We start from the raw sequence: 18,833 nt of genomic DNA, 5'->3' as shown, positions 1-18,833 counted from the left end.
CTACTCCTAAAGGGGCCTCCGCTAGTGCCGCTATATACAGCATCATCGAGACAGCAAAAGCAAATGGACTGAACATATACAGCTACCTAAACTATCTTCTCTTATACATGCCGGATACTGATTACCGGAATAGGCCAGAAGATTTAGAAGATTTAATGCCTTGGTCTCCGCGTATACTAGCTGAATGCAAGAACTAGTGCCACATGGTATTAGTTCTTTTTTGGCACCCTGTTATTGAGCGGTTACCATAATACAATACAAAATTATTAAAAGAGTGATTGAATTTTTATATTCAATCACTCTTTTAATTGAAAAAGAAAACCCCACGAATCATCGTGGGGTTACATATGTTAATAATTTTATTTAATAACTTTATCGTAAATTCCAACTATCATTACTATAGCAATTGCAATTGGAATGATATAACCAACTAATACGGTATACCAGTTTCCAAAAGAAATTACACCTTTTGGTGAATTGATTTCTTCAATAGCATTCTTAGTCTTCCATACATGTGCAGCGAAAACTGCAGTTAGTAGGCCACCTAGTGGTAACATAACATCACTAGCAAAGAAATCATAAGTATCAAGAATGTCCATCCCTAAGAATTTAATGTCACTTAATACACTGAATCCTAATGTTGGAGGTAAGCCTGTTAGGAAAATGATTCCGCCTAATGTAAATGCAGCTTTAGTACGGCTCCAACCTTTTTCATCAACAATCCATGCAACAACAACTTCTAATAAGGAAATTGCAGAAGTTAATGCAGCAATCGCTAATAGGAAGAAGAACATAAATCCAAATAAAGTTCCAAATGGCATACTAGCAAAAACAGCTGGTAACGTCATAAATGCAAGTCCAGCACCAGAACCAGGCTCAAAGCCTAAAGCAAATACTGCAGGGAAAATTGCAAATCCAGCTAGTAACGCTACAGCAGTGTCTATTCCAACAATCCATGCAGCACTATCGGAAATATTGTCTTCACGCTTTAAATAACTACCATAAGTAATAAGTGCACCCATACCTAAACTTAAAGTAAAGAAAGACTGCCCAATTGCTCTTAAGAAAGTTTTAGATGTAACTTCACTAAAATCGGGAGATAAGAAGAACGAAACTCCAGCTCCTGCTCCAGGCAATGTTAAACCTCTAACGACTAAGATGAGAATGATGATAAATAATGCAGGCATTAGAATTTTAGATGCACGTTGAATACCATTTACTACACCAGAAGCAATGATACCAATTGTTAACGCCATAAAGATTGCATGCCAAATGATTGGTGGCCATAAGCTTGTAATATGACCTACGAACATTCCTGTGAAATCTGCCGTTGCATCAAAACCTGTAATCGCTTTTGCTGTATAAGCAAGCGACCAACCAGCAACGATTGAGTAGAAGGATAAGATTACAAATCCAGCTAATACTCCCATACCACCTACTAACCACCAAGGAGAGTTAGGTGCTAAAGCTTTGAATGCTCCTACAGGGTTTCTTTGCGTTTTACGACCAATTGCAATTTCAGTCGTTAACAGAGGATAACCGATTAAAGAAATGATGACTAAATAAAGTAAAACGAATGCAGCTCCGCCTTCTGTACCTACAACATAGGAAAATCTCCAGATGTTCCCTAAGCCTACAGCCGAACCAGCAGCAGCTAAAATAAATCCGAGCTTAGAACTCCATTGCTCACGATTCATTCCAAAACCTCCCTTATGAAATTATTAATTCTTATACATTTTAAGCGATAAAGGATAGAAAATCGAATATCAAATACAAGCATTTTAGGGCTTTAGAACATTACAGCGGTAGTATAATAGCATATTTCTTTTATTATCAATTCTTTTTAACGATTTATTGAAAGATTACTATGGCAGTTTAGAATTTTCAGAATTGGGTAATTATCACCAAATATGTAATTAGATTACTAGTTAATTTTTATTTTTAAAAGAAGGGGAATATATAGTATTTTCCGAATATATTACATATATACAATTGCATGGAGGAGGGAGTCATAGTGTCTAACTCTGTTAGTATTGCAGACAAAAAACAATTTTTACGATGGTTTGTAAGAAACTATGTTTTACAAAGTAATGAAGCCACATGGTTATTGACATATCTGTGCTCAGATGATGAAGTTTTACGAAGAGTTCATTTCGTTGAAGAAGCTAATTTTTCATTACGTACAATTATCATATCTTCTAATTGTGTGAAGATGAAACCATTTGTATTTTATAATAAAAAGAAGATCCTTTACAATGTGGAAGAAACTTTTATGGAGTTATATAAGAATTTAAATGAAGATATTTATATTGTTTTATATTTTAAGGACAGACATAACTCACCCGAATATGCTTATATAGTTGAGAAAACGTCTAAACCTAAAATTAACAATTCTATTTCTATTCAAGCAGATATGATAATAGAGCAAGCAACTGTCAATTTTAAAATCTATGATTTGTATAGAAAAATCGATTTAGCACTAGACGGTCAGAACAAAGAAGAGTTCTTTCAGCTCTCAGAACTATTATTTGAATTGCTTAATAAAAATGAATCAGAGCGAATACCAATAAAAAACTAACCTTGGCACTTGCTAAGGTTAGCTTTTATTTTTTTGCCTTGTGATTTAAGTAATAAGAAGTGTAAAAAATACGACTTACAATGACAATGATGATAAATAAAATAATACCTGTCAAAATCGGTAAATATGAAATGATATTCTCCCATTTTTCCCCTAAGAATAGACCTATGCTTAACAGTATTGTACACCATAGTGTCCAACCTAGAAAGGAATAGCTCAAAAATTTTAGATAGTTCATCTTAAACATGCCGGCCACATAAGAAATGCTGATTCTTATAAGTGGCATAGATCTACCCCAAATTACTGTCGTTTCCCCATAGCTTTGGAACCATCTGGTCGTTTTTATAAAGCTAATCGCTAACTTTCTACGTTTTCCAAGAAAATAATTAGCCGTCATCCTACCGTAAGCATATCCTATAAAGTAAGCAATGCTTGATCCGATTAAACAGCCTGTAATAGCAACAAACATTACCTCCACAAAGACTAATTGATTGACTAATACCATATAACCTGCAAAAGGGAGTATGAATTCTCCGGGCATAGGAATCCATATTGTTTCAAGTAACATTACGACAAAAATTATTAAAAGCCCGTAGGTTGAGAACCATGGTATTAATAAAGTGAATATATTATCAATAATACCCAAATTACCACATCCAGATATAAAAATTTATGAATTGAATATAAAAATGGTTGTATAAGAAATAGTTGACTCATAATGATATATGGAAGGGGGAGAAATATAATGAAACAAAAAATATTTTCTCGTAAAAACTTAGCAAAGTTATTATTGTTAATCATTACTATTTTTCAAGGGACCAATATCTGCTTGGCAGCAAGTAATAATTATCAACAGAAAGGACAGCTTCTAACGGATTACTCTTCTCAAATTCAATATTTTGTAGAGCAAGAGAAATATCCACAGGCTAGAGAAGTGGTAGCCAAGTTGATTGAGGTATATCTTAACACGAATCATCAAAAAGAAATATCTATAGAGGCTCATAAAGCCTTTATTGATCTTATGATAACAGTGAAAACAGAATTGAACAAAGTAGATGTCCAAAAACCTGTATTAGCTGAAGAAATATTCAAACTCCATATTGCTAGCGAAGTCTATGTAGGGAAGGATATCTCATCATTTACAGAGAGAATTGAAGAATTATATAAAACATCAGAAAAATTACTTAATACTTTACTAACAATAGCCGATAATGAAGCGAAAATAGAAATTGCGAATCTTGAGAGAAAATACGATTTAATCAGTTGTGCAATTCAAATTATGTATTCCCAAGAATACCATACGCAAATAAAATCGATTTTTCAACATTTAAATCAAGCTTCCGACCAAGCGAAATTGAAACAGTCTGCAAAGGCGTTAGAATATCTAACAGAAACCTTTAAAATTTTAAATAAACATGCGAGCGAAGTAAATGCATACATGATATACACGCAAATTACTCCTAAATCATATTTGATAGGTATATCGTCAATCACTGCAATAGCAATGATGACAGTATTTTGGAGAAAATGGAAAATTTCATCTTACTAGTGTATGATATTTAGTATATACTAAAATATGTTGTTTATATTAACTATTGATTTTGTTAAACAGGGAGTAGAGAGAATGCATTTTGACAAGAAAATCAACTCCATCAAGAACATCATCTTGCTGACGCAGCTAGGGTTTATTATGATTTTACCGATTGCTGGTATGTTGTCTACTCATAAGCCGAGTTTAACGGATCATCTATCATTATTTTTACTTATCTTATTATCCTTGTATATTTTTTTGGGGGTAAAAGAAAATAGAAAATCAGATATGGTTCGCTGGTGGACTATATTCATCATCGAGATTGTATTAGTATCGATAGCAATTATTCATTATGGAACTTTAGAAACAAATTTATTTAGCATTTTCTTTATAATCATCGCCCAAATGGCGTTTGTTCTTTCTTCTGTTGCAGCTATATTAGGTGGCGTGCTTATATCCATAAGCTATGCAATTAGCAGTTATCTCCATGATCCACATATTTTTACGTTTAATCATTGGATTATTAATGTATTTTATTTAATTGGTATTTCTGCTCCTATTATCTTTTTTGTTAAATTAGAAAGAGAGTACCGCGATCAAAGCGAGCAAAAAGAACAACTGATACGCGAAGTAAATGAAGCAAACCGACAACTTACAGAATACGCGTTTCATATTCAGGAGTTAGTCGTGACTGATAGCTTAACAAGGTTATATAATCAAACACATGCCCATGAAAGATTTATGATTGAAGTAGAAATAGCAAGAAAAAATAATACAGAATTATGCATCGCCTTCATTGATGTAGATAACTTCAAACAAATTAATGATACATACGGACATCAATTCGGAGATGATGTATTACGTTCCATAGGATCAACAATCGTCAATAGTGTAATGGGTACGAATTATGTAGCTGCACGATATGGCGGTGAAGAAATGATAATTATCATGCCTAATACATCATTGCAAAAGGCACATAATTTTTCTAAATTTATTAGGGAAGAGATATCAAATGTGCGATTTAAAAGTCTATCTGATTTATCAGTTACTGTGAGCATAGGTATTGCAGCCTTCCCAGAGGATGCGGGAAATAAAGAAACTCTTACAAAGATAGCAGATATGTACATGTACGAGGCTAAAAAAACTGGGAAGAATAAAGTGGTTAGCTCAATCAATGCAAATAATAAAGACTCAGAAAGGTAAATTAGCTTCTGAGTTTTTACTTATTTTGAGGTTGTTAGTGAATAGAAAAACCTTCTCCTAATACTTCGCGAACGTCATACACTATAACAAATGCACGATTATCAATTTGTTGAATTATATTTTTAATACGAACGATTTCCGATCTGTTAACAACGCATAGTAATACCTCTTTTTGATTACCTGTATATGCGCCTTTACCATTTAAAATCGTACATCCTCGTCCCATATCATTTGAGATCACAGGTATGATTTTATGAGGGAATTCAGATATTATATATAGCGCTTTTGCGCTATAAGCCCCTTCTTGTACAAAATCAATGACCCTACTAGTGATGAAAAGTCCTACTAGGGAATACATAGCAATTCTATGACCAAGGAACAACCCAGAAATAGCTATCACTAAAATATCCATAACAAAAATTGATTTTCCTAGGCTAGTACCAAAATACTTATGCATGAGGCGTGCAATAATATCTGCTCCTGCGGTTGTACCTCCATAACGAAATATAATTCCCAAACCAATACCCGTAGTAACCCCAGCATATAATGAAGCCAATAATAAATCGTCAGTAGGAACTTGTATGGTTTTCGTCAATTCAATAAACACAGATACAGAAACAGTTCCTAACAACGTATAGTATATAAAATGTTTGCCGAAAATACGGTAAGCTATAAAAAAGAGTGGAATGTTTAATAACAAAATCATCCATCCCGTTGGCAGCTGAAAAAGGTAATGTAATAAAATTGCAATTCCTGTGAATCCGCCCTCTGCTAAGCTGTTTGCAATCGTAAATGCATTTAGACCAATAGAAAAGATTAAAGAACCAATCATAATCATGATAAATTTATGTATGTGATGCATTTTCCTACTCCTTTAACAACTTATATATCCAATATTATTGCTCTTTTCTAAGAAAATATCAAACTCGTTTTATTGCATAATCATTCATATCGTGATAAGATTTTTTATAAATACCCTTTGGGGTATAGGGGTGCCGGTCTGAATAACTATGATAGCAAACTAATGAATCGGATTAAAAGAATTGAGGGACAAGCAAAAGGTATTCATAAAATGATGGAAGAGGGACGATCCTGTAAGGAAGTGATTCACCAATTATCTGCTATTCGTTCTGCTACTGATAAATTAATTGTCAATATTGTTGCTGAGAATATAGAGTATTGTGTGTTACAAGATATTGAACAAGGTAATGATATTAAAGATACAATGCAACAAGCAATTGAGTTACTAATAAAAAGCAGATAATAGATATGAAGGAGGTTTAAATTTGGAACAGAACATATTTATACATGACGGTAAGAAAAAAGCTGAAATCATTCAAGATGGAGTATATGATATAGCGATTATTGGAAGTGGTCCTGCTGGTGCAACAGCTGCTATCTACGCGTCACGCGGCAAAGCCAAAACAATTGTTTTAGATAAAGCTCCTGGTACTGGAGCACTTGCAATTACACACAAGATTGCGAACTATCCTGGGCAGATTGATGAAGTGGCAGGTCAAGAATTATTAGACAAGTTACGTAATCAGGCGGCGAACTTTGGTGCAAACTTTGTGGTTACACATGTTCAAGGTATAATGTCAAATGATGATAGTAAAACCATATTTACAACGGATGGTATCCTTCAAGCGAAATCAATCTTTATAGCAGTTGGTGCACGAGGTGGAAGGAAGAATAAGATAACAGGTGAAGACGAATTCTTAGGCAGAGGGGTAAGCTATTGTGCTACCTGTGATGCATCTTTCTATAAAGATAAAACAGTTGCTGTAATTGGAGACAATGAGGAAGCTATAGAGGAAGTTATGGTGTTAAGCAAATTTGCGAGTAAAATGTATGTGTTAATTCCTGGAAAAGTAGTAACGGGTAATATTGACCAAGAATCTATACCTAATAATGATAAGTATGATGTAAGATTGAATACTAAGGTAAAAGAAATAAAGGGCAGTGATAGTGTAGAAAGCATTATCTTAGAAAACGGGGAAGAAGTATCTGTTAATGGTGTGTTTATTTACCTTTCAGGTAACCAACCGAATACTGAGTTTTTAAATGGCATAGTGGAAACAACAGAAGATGGTTATATCCGTGTAAACGAATTTATGGAGACGAATATTCCAGGTATCTTTGCTGGAGGAGATATAAGAAAACCACCGGTAAAGCAAGCAGTTGTTGCGGCAGCTGATGGAGCAATTGCAGCAATGTCATGTGAAAAGTACTTACATAAGAAAAAAACAGTAGCCCCACAATACGGGTAATCGGAGCTTGGCAAAAGCTGGTTTTTCTTTAACGTTATTAGAATTTTTATAAAACAGTGATTTTTCGTCATGGCAGCTAAGGCATACACCTCCGTCTATAGGATTAAGTGTATGCCAAGTTTTATTTATACTATCAGAAAGTATCAGTTATTAAATGTAGATAGTATAAGTGCAACTAAGGCATTATCTTCGCCAAAGCTTGGCGAATGCCAAGTTGTTAAGAGTAGCATATGGAAGGAGAAATACATTGAAACAACATAAAACAATGGCAGATTTACAAGAAGAAGTAGATCAGTACATAGGTCAATATGTTGAAGGTTATTTTACGCCAATGACATTAGTAGTACGTATGAGTGAAGAATTAGGTGAATTAGCAAGAGAAGTGAACCACATCTATGGTCAGAAACCGAAAAAAACGTCAGAAGAAAATGGTTCTATAGAAATGGAACTTGGGGATTTACTATTTGTCATGATTTGTATGGCAAATCGATTAGGAATCGATTTGCAAACAGCCCATGATCAAGTGATGGAGAAATACAAGACTCGAGATAAAGATCGTTGGACAAAAAAATAGTCCTTAGCGATGAATTATGATAAAATACTATTTGATAAATCATAAGGGGTGTAAGAATGAGTAAAATCAAAGTGGCCGTATCAGGTGCTAATGGAAAAATGGGACAAGAAGTATTAAAAATGGTCATTAATGATCCAGAATTAGAGCTAGTAGCAGCAATAGATTTAAAGATGGATGCTATTGATGTTGGGTTAGTTCTTGGTATGGACACTGTAGGCATCAATTTTGAAAATAACATAGAGCAATCTTTAATGCGTTGTCATGCTGACGTATTAATTGATTTTACAAATCCACAAGCTGTTCATCATAATATTAAAACAGCTATTCAATATGGTGTATATCCAGTTGTAGGAACGACAGGACTACAGTTAGAAGAAATTAAAGAATTTGATCGTTTGCTAAAAGAGCGTGAGTTAGGTGGTATATTTGCACCAAATTTTGCGATTGGTGCGATACTAATGATGCGTTTCGCTGAACAAGCAGCTAAATATATGCCACATGTAGAAATTATAGAATTACACCATGATCAAAAAATAGACGCGCCATCAGGCACTGCATTAAAAACTGCTGAAATGATTAAAGCGCAAAGAAAATCAATTAAACAAGGATTAGAAAATGAGTACGAAAAAATCCCAGGTTCTCGTGGTGGGGAGTACGATGGTTTTCGAATACATAGTGTTAGATTACCAGGATTTGTTGCTCATCAAGAAGTTATTTTTGGTTCTCAAGGGCAGGTTCTATCGATTAAGCACGATAGTATTCATCGTGAATCGTTCATGCCAGGAGTAAACTTAGCTGTAAAGAAGGTTAAGGACTTTGTGGGAGCAATCTATGGTTTAGAAAATCTTATCGACTAGGTTGAAAATGGATGTGATAGATTGAATATTGGCATCGTATGTTATCCGACCATTGGTGGTTCGGGCGTTGTTGCAACTGAAATCGGAAAAGCAATGGCAGAGAAGGGACATAAAGTGCATTTTATTTCTTCAGATATGCCTTTTCGATTATTAGAATATCCTATGGACAACATTACGTTTCAAAAAGTAACAGTGAATCAATATTCACTATTTAAATATCCACCCTATGAACACTCTCTTGCTTGTATCATTGCAGAAGCAATATTAGAATACAATCTAGATGTTATACATGTTCATTATGCGGTCCCTCACTTAAGTTGTGCTTATTTGGCAAAGCAAATGGTTAAGGAGAAGAAACAGGTAAAGATTTTCGTTACCTTACATGGGACCGATATTTCTGTTATGGGCTATGATAAACGTATATTCCCACTGTTATCGTTCGCTTTAAAATCTTGTGATGCGATAACAGCTGTTTCTAATGCATTAGCAAAAGAAGCGAAGATGTTATTTCAATTAAATTGCATACGAACAATTTATAACTTTATAGATGTAAATTTGTTCACACCTTCTAAGGTTAACCATAGGTTAAAATCATATTATGTAGACAAAAACCAAAAGCTTCTTCTTCATGTTTCTAATTTACGTTCCGTGAAAAGACCATTAGATGTTTTAAAAATTTTTCAAAATGTCAAAACAACAGTGGACTGCAAACTTTTGATTGTTGGTCAAGGACCGAATTTCGATACATTACTTAAATATATTCACGAGCATCAACTAGGAGAATATATATATTGTTTGGAGAATCCCGCAAATTTACCAGAACTTTATTCAATGAGTGACCTTTTTCTACTACCATCCGAAAAGGAAAGTTTTGGTCTTGCCGCATTAGAAGCGATGGCTAGTGGAGTACCTGTTGTAGCATCCCAAACAGGAGGAATTCCAGAGTTAATAGAACACGGCTATTCTGGTTATTTAGCTCCTGTGGGAGATGTCGAAAATATGGCACAATACAGTATAAGACTGCTACAGTCAAATGAGCTTCATCAAAGGATATCGCAACAAGCAAGAGTAACTAGTGTTGAACGATTTAACAAAGAATACATTGTGAATCAGTACGAGAAATTGTATTATTCGTACTATAATTAAATTTCTCTAAGATTTTTTCGCTTTTTAAATTCAAAATATAGTTTGCTAAAAAAAATCAACATTCCAGTAATTTTACGCATTCCTTTCTTCCTTCCTTTTTACATTGGGCTATTGTACATATTACGCAAGAAAATATTTATTGTGATTAGGTGTTACAGATGGAGATGTCTTATGAATAATCAACCGGTGCGATACAAAATTCTTTCCATTTTAAAAGAGAACAATCAAATATTTACTTCAGGTGAAGAAATTAGTAAAACTTTCAATCTTTCTAGAACAGCAATTTGGAAACATATTCAAGAGTTAAAGAAAGAGGGTTACGAGATTTTTTCTGTCCCCAAGAAAGGGTATCAAATACAAAAATCCCCTGATGTATTAACTGAGGAAGAAGTTAGTAGGTATCTGAAAACTACTGATTTTGCTCGGGATTATTGTTATTATGTCTCGCTAGGGTCAACCAATACAATTGCTAAGCAAATAGCTGAATCAAGTAATGCGCCAGAAGGGACTGTCATTGTAGCAGAGGAGCAAACAGAAGGTAAAGGAAGAATGGGGCGGCAATGGGTTTCTTTGAAGAATAAAGGGATATATATGTCGATTATTACGAGACCTAAGATTCCTATTAATAGAGCACCGCAAATAACACTTATGCTTGCTACAGTTGTTGCAAGATTTATTTCAAATCATTATCATGTTCCTGCTAAGATTAAATGGCCGAATGATATTCTTATTCACCAAAAGAAGGTTTGTGGGATTTTAGTAGAAATGTCATCAGATCTAGACTCCATTCACTATGCAATTCTTGGAATTGGCATTAATCTTAATCAAACTGCCGGAGAACTTAATATGATAGAAAATCAACATTATATGCCAACATCGATTCGAAATGAGACCGATATTGTGGTAAATAGAAGGGTTTGTTTCGCGAATCTCTTACTGGAGTTAGAAAGGGCATACCAGGCTTTTATTGAAAATGGCTTTACTGCATTTAAAGATTTATGGGAAGAATATGCGTATTCAATTGGTAAAGAGATTACAGTTCATACACATTCCAGTATCATTCAAGGAACTTTACTAGGTATTACGGATCAAGGTGCATTATCACTGGTCGGGAAAGATGGAGAAACACAGGTTATCTATAGTGGTGAAATTGTTTTATAGGTTGATTTATTCGACCATACCATATATACTATGTCACATAAGGTGGTATCCGTGGGAACTGCACTTATTGATATTGTAATATTATAACTTTTCCCATGTCGTATCGCCTTCTAGCGTAGCTAGGAGGCTATATTTGTTATTTTGGCCAAAAGCAAATCTTTCAATGATTGGGGATAATATATTGAAAAAAATTACGACTGCTACTATACGCAATATGAAAAATAAAGAACCTATTACCGTGTTGACAGCGTATGATTATCCAACAGCGAAAGCTTGTGATGAAGCAGGTATAGAAGTAATACTAGTGGGAGATTCGCTAGGAATGGTGGTTCTTGGATATGATTCTACGATACCTGTAACAATTGAAGATATGATTCACCATGGGAAAGCTGTTGTTAGAGGCGTTAAGAGATCTTTAGTTGTAATTGATATGCCATTTATGAGTTATCATATAAGTTTAGCGGATACTTTAGCAAATGCTGCTAAAATCATGCAACTTACGGGTGCAGCGAGTGTGAAACTGGAAGGTGGTTCCGAGATATCCGAAACAGTACGTGTTTTGACCAGTTCAGGCATTCCTGTTATGGGGCATATCGGTTTATTACCACAGTCTGTTCATCAGTATGGTGGATATATGGTTCAAGGAAAAGATATAGAAGCTGCTAAGAAATTATTACTGGATGCTAAGGAACTAGAAGCTGCGGGAGCATATGCAATCGTTTTGGAATGCGTACCTTTCGAACTTGCAAAGTCTATCACAGAACAAATCAATATACCAACGATTGGTATCGGTGCTGGAAATAATTGTGATGGTCAGGTGTTAGTAATCCACGATATGCTCGGCATTCAAGGAAATGTATCACCTAAATTTGTAAAGCAATATAATTCTCTCTCAACAGAGATACAAAATAGCCTTCAACAATATATTCATGAGGTCAAGAACAGACTTTTTCCTCTAAAAGAGCATAGCTTTGATATGACCCAAGAGGTATTGAATCAGTTATATGGGAGAAATGAATCATGATACCTATTCTTTATACAATTCAAGAAGTTAGAGATATAGTTTCAAAATTAAAATGTGCTGGGAAACGTATAGGTTTTGTACCTACTATGGGATATTTACATGAAGGTCATATTTCATTGGTAAATGAGTCTATAAAAGAAAATGATATAACAATTGTGAGTATATTTGTGAACCCAACTCAATTTGGTGAAAATGAAGATTTCTCGCAATATCCTAGAGATTTAAAACGGGACATCAGTTTATTAAATGATAGCGTAGATTATATTTTTTCACCATCAGTGGATACGATGTATCCTGGAAAACGTTTTACAGAAGTAATAGTAAATCAATACAGTGAAGGGTTGTGTGGCAAATCTAGGCCAGGACACTTCACTGGGGTAGCTACGGTTGTAGCTAAACTTTTAAATATTGTATCACCAGACCAGGCGTATTTTGGTCAGAAAGATATACAACAAGCTCTAATTATTAAACAAATGATTCGGGATTTGGACTTTCCAGTGAAGATTAGAATATGTCCAATTATCCGGGAAGCTAACGGTTTAGCCATGAGTTCCCGCAATGTGTATTTAACAGATGTACAAAGAGAAAACGCCAGCGTTATTTATCGATCTTTTAAAAAAGCATTAATAGCTTTAAAGCAAGGTCAAACAAATGCGAAAATGTTAGTTTCAACTATCAAAGATATGATAAACAATGTTGAAGGTGCAGAGATTGACTATATTGAAATTCGAAATTTGGGCACATGGGATATTGCGAGTACTATAGATACTCAAGAATATGTCATTGCAGTCGCAGTAAAGTTTGGAAAAACACGACTGATAGACAATATGATTATTAGGGGTGATTCGATTGTTTAGAACAATGATGAAGTCTAAGCTTCATCGCGCGACTGTTACAGAAGCTAATCTTAACTACGTAGGAAGTATTACAATTGATGAAGAGCTACTAGAGGTAGCAGATATCCTACCTAATGAAAAGGTAGCAATCGTTAACAATAATAATGGAGCCCGATTCGAAACCTATGTTATACCAGGGGAACGTGGTAAAAGAGATATTTGCTTGAATGGTGCCGCTGCTCGACTAGTTCAGCCAGGAGACCGAGTGATTATTATCTCTTATGGTATGTTTTCAAATGAAGAAGCGAAACAGCTTGTTCCAAAATTGATTCTTCTAGATGAAAATAACGAATTTTCTTTTATAGATCAAGAATTACCGAAGACAGTGAAATAAAATGTATAAAGCACACCCCACATACAAAAACTGATGAAAAATGATGTGGGGTGATTTTTTTGTCCTCTAACTACTATTTCGATGATTTATTCGAAAAGCTTGTTCAGATCCATGAGAGTTTGGATACAGCTTCCGTAGAAGAAAAAATACAACTTAATGATGAAATATCAATGATTTTAAAAGAAGGAGACGATATATATAAACAATGGATGATTTTACAAGAGTATGTTGAAATCTTAAATAATGAATATAAATTAACGAATCATAAACAAAATCAAGATGGTTCTAAGGAACTCAATGAAACAAAATTATCAGCAACAAATACAAATACTGTGTACTGGATGGCTGATGAAGATTCAGTGGCAAAGTTCCGCAAAGGACTTGGCTACTTTGATTTGTTAATGTTCGAAAACAGTGTTCCTTACTTCAAACAAACCGTCGAACAAGATCCGAATTTTATTATGGCGCGTGTGTATCTGGGAATTTCTTATATGAGTATCGGAAAAGAGAAAGAAGCTGAACAGGAATTGAAAAAGGCTTTATTATTCTCTGAACCCCATGACCCATACTTCGCTTTAACAAATCACGCGATAGGTTGTTTATATGCACAAACAAAGCAATATGATTTATCACAAAAGTACTTTGAACAAGTCGTAGAAAATGCGCCTGATTTCAAAAATGCATATTTTAATTTAGGGGCGACTCATTATAATCGAAAGAAATATACTGCAGCGATTCCTATTTTTATGCAAGGACTTGAATCGAATCAAAACGATTGGGAAATCGGTTTTTTACTTGGAAAATGTTACTTATATACATTAGATTTTAAACAAGCAATTTACCACCTTAAAAGAAGTTATGATCTTTCTTTAAAGACCGTAGTAGGTTTGTCGTTAGGGAAGGCTTATGAGCTTACAAATCAATTAGAAATGGCAAATCAACTATATTTACAATTAGCGGATTTGCATCCATTAGACTCACAAATTCAATATCGGATAGCATGGTTATCAATTTTTAAAGAGCAATATAATATAGCGAAAATGAAAATATTAAAAGCAATTACTTTAGATCCAGAAAATAAAACATATGCATTTACCCTCGGATGGATTTATTTACAAAGTGGAGAAAGTCTTTTAGCAGAAAAAACATTTCAACTTTTATATAACCATGAACAACCAAAATTTTTTGCTTTGATTGGGCTGTCAAAAGCATATACACTACAACATCAATATGATAGAGCTTATCAATATTTAATTGATGGATTGCAACAAAACAAGGAAAAAAATTACTTAGGAATTCTAGCCTATCATTTAGGTTGCTTATGGTTAGAACGGAAAGACTATAAGAAATCTTTAAATAGCTTCAAAGCATCACTCAATTACTCACCAAAAATTATTGAATCTTCTTTCTATATCCAAGTGTTAAATAAAATCATCCATAGAAAAGTAATGAAAACCTGCAGTTAAAAAACTGTAGGTTTTTTGTTATACTATCAGAAGTATATATTTTGATGTCGACAGTATAGCTGTGCAATAGCAACACATCAGCAGTAAACTGCTGTGTTAATGCGTCAGTGTAACTAAGGCATTCTCTCGCCAAAGGCTTGACGAATGCCAAGTTTTCTTTATGATACATATAATGAATGTTTAAGGAGTTAACCATGAGCAGGTATAACCATATATGTATTTATTTAAAACCGAATCAGTCTTTTGAATATTGTCTTATAGATTCCAGTGAATCATGTGAAGTGAAAGCAATAGATGAACAGGAAATCAATGGAATACTTCCGCTGTTGTATCAATATAATCTTGTATTGTTAAATCATAACCAAATGAGTTGTTTAAATTCTTTATTGACCGCAGCTGGTTACGGCGAATTTACAGGTTCGTATTTAGATTTACAAGAGCTTTCTGCAATTTTCTTTCCTTCTTGCGAAATACCTACCTCTATACCAGTATTTAAAGACTTAGTCGATCTTTATACTGAATTACAAGTAAAGATAGAGGAGACACCTTTATTAATAATTCAAAGGCTACAGGAATTATATAAAAGAAATAGTCATTCATTTTTAAGTCACTTCTTATTTCAAGTAGAAGAGATGAAATTACAACAGTTAGGTGCAGATTCTTTGTCATCAAATCTTGTTGCATATCATCAATATATCTTTACGAAATACGAGTTATCATTTCATAATGAGCAAAATTTGTCTTTGCATTCCAATGTTCATTTAAGCACTCTAGAGAATTCTAAGGAAATTTTTAATGAATATGAAACAAGACCACAGCAACAAGAAATGTTTCATTTGGTTTATAAAGCATTAACAGAGAATAAGCATGCAATGATTGAAGCTGGGACCGGTACTGGCAAGACATTGGCATATCTGATTCCAGCACTTAACTTCTCGTTGCAAAGCCAGGAAAAAGTTATCATTTCAACGCACACTATTCCATTACAGAGACAGATTTTTACTCGTGATATTCCAGTACTTAAAAACCTATATTCCCATGATTTTACGGTTAGTATACTAAAAGGTAGGGCTAACTATCTTTGTTTAAGAAAATTCAATCATAGCTTTTACGACCACAACATATATGACCAATCGAAATTTACTTTATTAGCAAAGATTTTAATCTGGCTTACTGAGACAAGTACTGGAGATATTGAGGAACTAGCTTCTGATTCGGCCAATCATATGTCTACTTTAGTAAGTGACACCGAGACCTGCTTGAATAAAAAATGCCTATGGTTCTCTTACTGCTATTACCATCGGGCAAAGGTAAAAGCACATTTTGCGAATATAGTAATTACAAATCATGCAATGGTTTTTACTGACATTAAAATGGAACACCAAATCCTACCACCTTATGATTATATTATCTTTGATGAGGCTCACCATATAGAAGATGAAGCAGGGAAACACCTAGGTATTAACCTTTCTTATCAGCAGTACAAAAATATTTTTTCTTATTTATACAAAGATGAACGAACTGGTGCTATTCCAAAAGCTACTGAATATATAAAGCTGCTAAGTAATCAGGGTAATGATGAAGTAGATGAATTCCAGAAACTTCTATATAACTTTACTCAACAGCTATTTCAAGCAAAAGAATATATTGATCATCTCTTTCAAGAAATCATAGTATGGATTAAAACCCTAAATTCTGCCCATAGCAATGATAATATTACGATCCGTATACGCCAGCACCATAAAGCCAAAATTACGTTTCAAAATATACTAGACGATTTCCAGCTGGTATCTAAAGCAATGAAGCAAACTTTTAAAAACCTAGATGACCTTTTATTACGGTTAGAGGATTTAGATAGGAAATTAGATGAATACGTTAAAGATATTTTGTCGCAGAAAAAACAATTCCAAGCACTTGAAGAACAATTACTATTCTTTTTTGCTGAAGAAAATTTAGATTATGTATACTGGATAGAAAGCGAAACGAGAGCAAACTATTTCCAAGTCACGTTACATGCAGTACCTATAGATATAGGTTCATTACTCAAAGAACACATATTTACACACAAAAAAAGCTGTATAATGACATCCGCCACTTTAGCAATTCGCGAATCATTCAAATATTCAATTAAGCGCTTTGGTTTAACTGAAGATTTTGCAGACGATCGATTATTAACATTAGCATTAACTTCACCTTTTGATTATCAAAAACAAAGTATATTATATATACCTTCAGACTTACCATCTTTAAAAATGGAAGACGAGTTTTGTCAATATGTTAGTCAGTCATTAGCAGAAGTGATTCAAGCAAATCATGGTCGTGCATTAATTTTATTTACATCTAATAAAATGCTTAGCACTGTCTACTATCAACTAAAAGACCTGCTTTCAGAAACAACTATTAAGTTGCTAGGACAAAACATTGACAGCAAAAATCGATCACAATTGATAAATAGCTTTCAAGAAATCGATCACGCTGTATTATTAGGAGCGAATTCATTTTGGGAAGGAATCGATATTCCAGGTGATAACTTAACGTGCGTTTGTATTATCAAACTTCCTTTTTGGCCTCCTAATCTTCCTGTTATAGAAGCACGGACGGAACTACTTGAAAAACAGAAGAAAAACTCGTTTATGGAGTACTCGGTACCTGAAGCAATCATTCGTTTTAAACAAGGGTTTGGACGTCTAATTCGATCGAAATCAGACAAAGGAATTGTAATCATTTATGATCGTAGAATTATCGATAGTAACTATGGTAAGTATTTTATTCAATCATTACCTCAACCAAGAATTAAAATAGCTCCACAAAATGATATTATTCAGGAAATCCATGAATGGAAGTAACTTTAGAGGCATAGTAATTACATATAAATAAAAAGAGGAAGGATTACTATGTCTCGATTTTGGTATTTTACGATTATATTATCAATGGTTACATTTATGTTATCCTCCTTCACTTGGATGAGCCTGCCCGTTACAAAGCAAGAGAAGTACATTGAAAGATATACGAAAAAGGATTCTGAAGATACACCCAATGAAAAGAGTTTCAAAAGCTATTATCTCGATTTAGGTAGAGGTGAATCCACAATCATGCTTACTCCGACAAATCAGGTAATACTTATAGATGTTGGGAATGTAGAGAGTTTTAATAAATTATCATTTATTCTTCAAGAACTTGGTATAACGACCATTGATTTTTTGTTTATTACTACAAATGAAATTGATCATAGTGGAGCTTTACCAGAACTCGCAAAAAAAATTGCAATAAAAAATCTATTTATATCTAAATCTATGACTGAAGGAATGGAAGATAATGTAAAACAGACAATAAGTAAAATGAGCAATGTAATCACAATGTCAGATGGGAAAAAGATACATATTGAAGATCAAGTAGAGATTGTCGCATATTTTGAAAATCCATTAGTACTTTCCATTAGGCATAATGAAATTACCTATCTTCATATGTCTGATGGTAATTTTGAAACGGAAGAAGAATTGATAAAAAAATATCCTAAACATATAAAAGCCCATATCTTAAAAGTTGGGAATCATGGACAGAGCCTTACTTGTAGTGATGAGTTTATTAAAACAGTAAATCCTCAAGTAGCTATTATCCTTGGTGGGGATCGTGAAGATAATAATAGACCATCCTATGGAGTATTAGAACGACTGACAGAATCTTGGATTGATGTGTATCAAAATGATGTGAAAGGCACAATTCTTATAACATCTGATGGTGCTAAATATGATGTAAAAACTCATATTACTGCCTATTAGAGTATAATTCACTA

20 protein-coding genes are annotated in these 18,833 nt (G+C 33.8%); 17 read left to right on the top strand and 3 right to left on the bottom strand.

All coding sequences use genetic code 11. The annotated features are described in order from the left end of the window. The coding region (locus BHU72_RS15495) for a transposase domain-containing protein (protein WP_141709254.1) at positions 1 to 197 on the top strand (197 nt) is incomplete at its 5' end. A 162-nt stretch (positions 198 to 359) separates the two neighbouring features. Here BHU72_RS15495 and BHU72_RS12365 read toward each other — a convergent pair. Beyond that, complete coding sequence (locus BHU72_RS12365) at positions 360 to 1,697, bottom strand: sodium-dependent transporter (RefSeq protein ID WP_069702933.1); 1,338 nt, start codon at positions 1,695 to 1,697, stop codon at positions 360 to 362. Positions 1,698 to 2,014: 317 nt separating this feature from the next. Here BHU72_RS12365 and BHU72_RS12360 point away from each other — a divergent pair, with 317 nt between their 5' ends. Then, complete coding sequence (locus BHU72_RS12360; protein WP_176720479.1) at positions 2,015 to 2,578, top strand: YpiB family protein; 564 nt, start codon at positions 2,015 to 2,017, stop codon at positions 2,576 to 2,578. A gap of 25 nt (positions 2,579 to 2,603) precedes the next feature. On the opposite strand, the gene BHU72_RS12355 is transcribed toward BHU72_RS12360, so the two are convergent. Then, positions 2,604 to 3,224, bottom strand: coding sequence for a DedA family protein (locus BHU72_RS12355; RefSeq protein WP_069702931.1), 621 nt, complete (start codon positions 3,222 to 3,224; stop codon positions 2,604 to 2,606). A gap of 99 nt (positions 3,225 to 3,323) precedes the next feature. Between BHU72_RS12355 and BHU72_RS12350 the strand changes: the two genes are divergently transcribed. Together BHU72_RS12350 and BHU72_RS12345 are read left to right on the top strand one after the other, a co-directional pair. Then, a complete protein-coding gene (locus tag BHU72_RS12350) occupies positions 3,324 to 4,127 on the top strand; it encodes a hypothetical protein (protein ID WP_069702930.1) in 804 nt (267 codons plus the stop codon). A 75-nt stretch (positions 4,128 to 4,202) separates the two neighbouring features. Continuing rightward, entirely contained in the window at positions 4,203 to 5,312 is a 1,110-nt protein-coding gene (locus BHU72_RS12345) for a GGDEF domain-containing protein (protein ID WP_069702929.1), read from the top strand. Between the two features lie 34 nt (positions 5,313 to 5,346). Here the strand turns inward: BHU72_RS12345 and BHU72_RS12340 are convergent, their stop codons facing one another. Continuing rightward, positions 5,347 to 6,174, bottom strand: a complete 828-nt coding sequence (locus tag BHU72_RS12340) for a YitT family protein (RefSeq protein WP_069702928.1) — start codon at positions 6,172 to 6,174, stop codon at positions 5,347 to 5,349. A 162-nt stretch (positions 6,175 to 6,336) separates the two neighbouring features. On the opposite strand from BHU72_RS12340, the gene BHU72_RS12335 reads away from it, so the two are divergent. From BHU72_RS12335 to BHU72_RS12280, 13 genes are all read left to right on the top strand, one after another. Beyond that, complete coding sequence (locus BHU72_RS12335) at positions 6,337 to 6,576, top strand: metal-sensing transcriptional repressor (protein ID WP_069702927.1); 240 nt, start codon at positions 6,337 to 6,339, stop codon at positions 6,574 to 6,576. A gap of 22 nt (positions 6,577 to 6,598) precedes the next feature. After that, positions 6,599 to 7,582, top strand: coding sequence for an NAD(P)/FAD-dependent oxidoreductase (locus tag BHU72_RS12330; protein ID WP_245671902.1), 984 nt, complete (start codon positions 6,599 to 6,601; stop codon positions 7,580 to 7,582). Positions 7,583 to 7,651: 69 nt separating this feature from the next. Beyond that, on the top strand, positions 7,652 to 7,843 hold the full coding sequence (locus BHU72_RS15930) for a hypothetical protein (protein WP_176720478.1): 192 nt from the start codon (positions 7,652 to 7,654) through the stop codon (positions 7,841 to 7,843). 4 nt (positions 7,844 to 7,847) lie between these two features. Then, on the top strand, positions 7,848 to 8,156 hold the full coding sequence (locus BHU72_RS12325) for a nucleotide pyrophosphohydrolase (protein WP_069702948.1): 309 nt from the start codon (positions 7,848 to 7,850) through the stop codon (positions 8,154 to 8,156). Between the two features lie 56 nt (positions 8,157 to 8,212). Beyond that, on the top strand, positions 8,213 to 9,013 hold the full coding sequence (dapB, locus tag BHU72_RS12320; RefSeq protein ID WP_069702926.1) for a 4-hydroxy-tetrahydrodipicolinate reductase: 801 nt from the start codon (positions 8,213 to 8,215) through the stop codon (positions 9,011 to 9,013). A 21-nt stretch (positions 9,014 to 9,034) separates the two neighbouring features. Then, complete coding sequence (bshA, locus tag BHU72_RS12315; protein WP_069702925.1) at positions 9,035 to 10,159, top strand: N-acetyl-alpha-D-glucosaminyl L-malate synthase BshA; 1,125 nt, start codon at positions 9,035 to 9,037, stop codon at positions 10,157 to 10,159. A 171-nt stretch (positions 10,160 to 10,330) separates the two neighbouring features. After that, a complete protein-coding gene (locus BHU72_RS12310) occupies positions 10,331 to 11,320 on the top strand; it encodes a biotin--[acetyl-CoA-carboxylase] ligase (RefSeq protein ID WP_069702924.1) in 990 nt (329 codons plus the stop codon). A 133-nt stretch (positions 11,321 to 11,453) separates the two neighbouring features. After that, positions 11,454 to 12,344 (top strand): 3-methyl-2-oxobutanoate hydroxymethyltransferase, encoded by an 891-nt coding sequence (gene panB / locus BHU72_RS12305; RefSeq protein ID WP_301553534.1) that lies wholly within the window; start codon positions 11,454 to 11,456, stop codon positions 12,342 to 12,344. Beyond that, positions 12,341 to 13,201 carry a pantoate--beta-alanine ligase gene (panC, locus tag BHU72_RS12300; RefSeq protein ID WP_218076140.1) on the top strand — a complete coding sequence of 287 codons (861 nt, stop codon included), beginning with the start codon at positions 12,341 to 12,343 and terminating at the stop codon, positions 13,199 to 13,201. Before panB ends, panC begins: the two co-directional genes overlap by 4 nt. Further along, positions 13,194 to 13,574 (top strand): aspartate 1-decarboxylase, encoded by a 381-nt coding sequence (gene panD / locus BHU72_RS12295; RefSeq protein ID WP_069702923.1) that lies wholly within the window; start codon positions 13,194 to 13,196, stop codon positions 13,572 to 13,574. Before panC ends, panD begins: the two co-directional genes overlap by 8 nt. A gap of 59 nt (positions 13,575 to 13,633) precedes the next feature. Then, entirely contained in the window at positions 13,634 to 15,040 is a 1,407-nt protein-coding gene (locus tag BHU72_RS12290; protein ID WP_069702922.1) for a tetratricopeptide repeat protein, read from the top strand. A 194-nt stretch (positions 15,041 to 15,234) separates the two neighbouring features. After that, on the top strand, positions 15,235 to 17,886 hold the full coding sequence (locus tag BHU72_RS12285) for a helicase C-terminal domain-containing protein (RefSeq protein WP_069702921.1): 2,652 nt from the start codon (positions 15,235 to 15,237) through the stop codon (positions 17,884 to 17,886). A gap of 48 nt (positions 17,887 to 17,934) precedes the next feature. Then, complete coding sequence (locus BHU72_RS12280; RefSeq protein ID WP_069702920.1) at positions 17,935 to 18,819, top strand: ComEC/Rec2 family competence protein; 885 nt, start codon at positions 17,935 to 17,937, stop codon at positions 18,817 to 18,819. Positions 18,820 to 18,833: the final 14 nt, after the last annotated feature.

Origin of the sequence: Desulfuribacillus stibiiarsenatis (genome assembly GCF_001742305.1) — a bacterium.
In the GTDB taxonomy this organism is placed as follows: domain Bacteria; phylum Bacillota; class Bacilli; order Desulfuribacillales; family Desulfuribacillaceae; genus Desulfuribacillus_A; species Desulfuribacillus_A stibiiarsenatis.
Note: the sequence above shows the minus strand (reverse complement) of the source record. Positions and strands in the feature narration are given on the sequence as shown.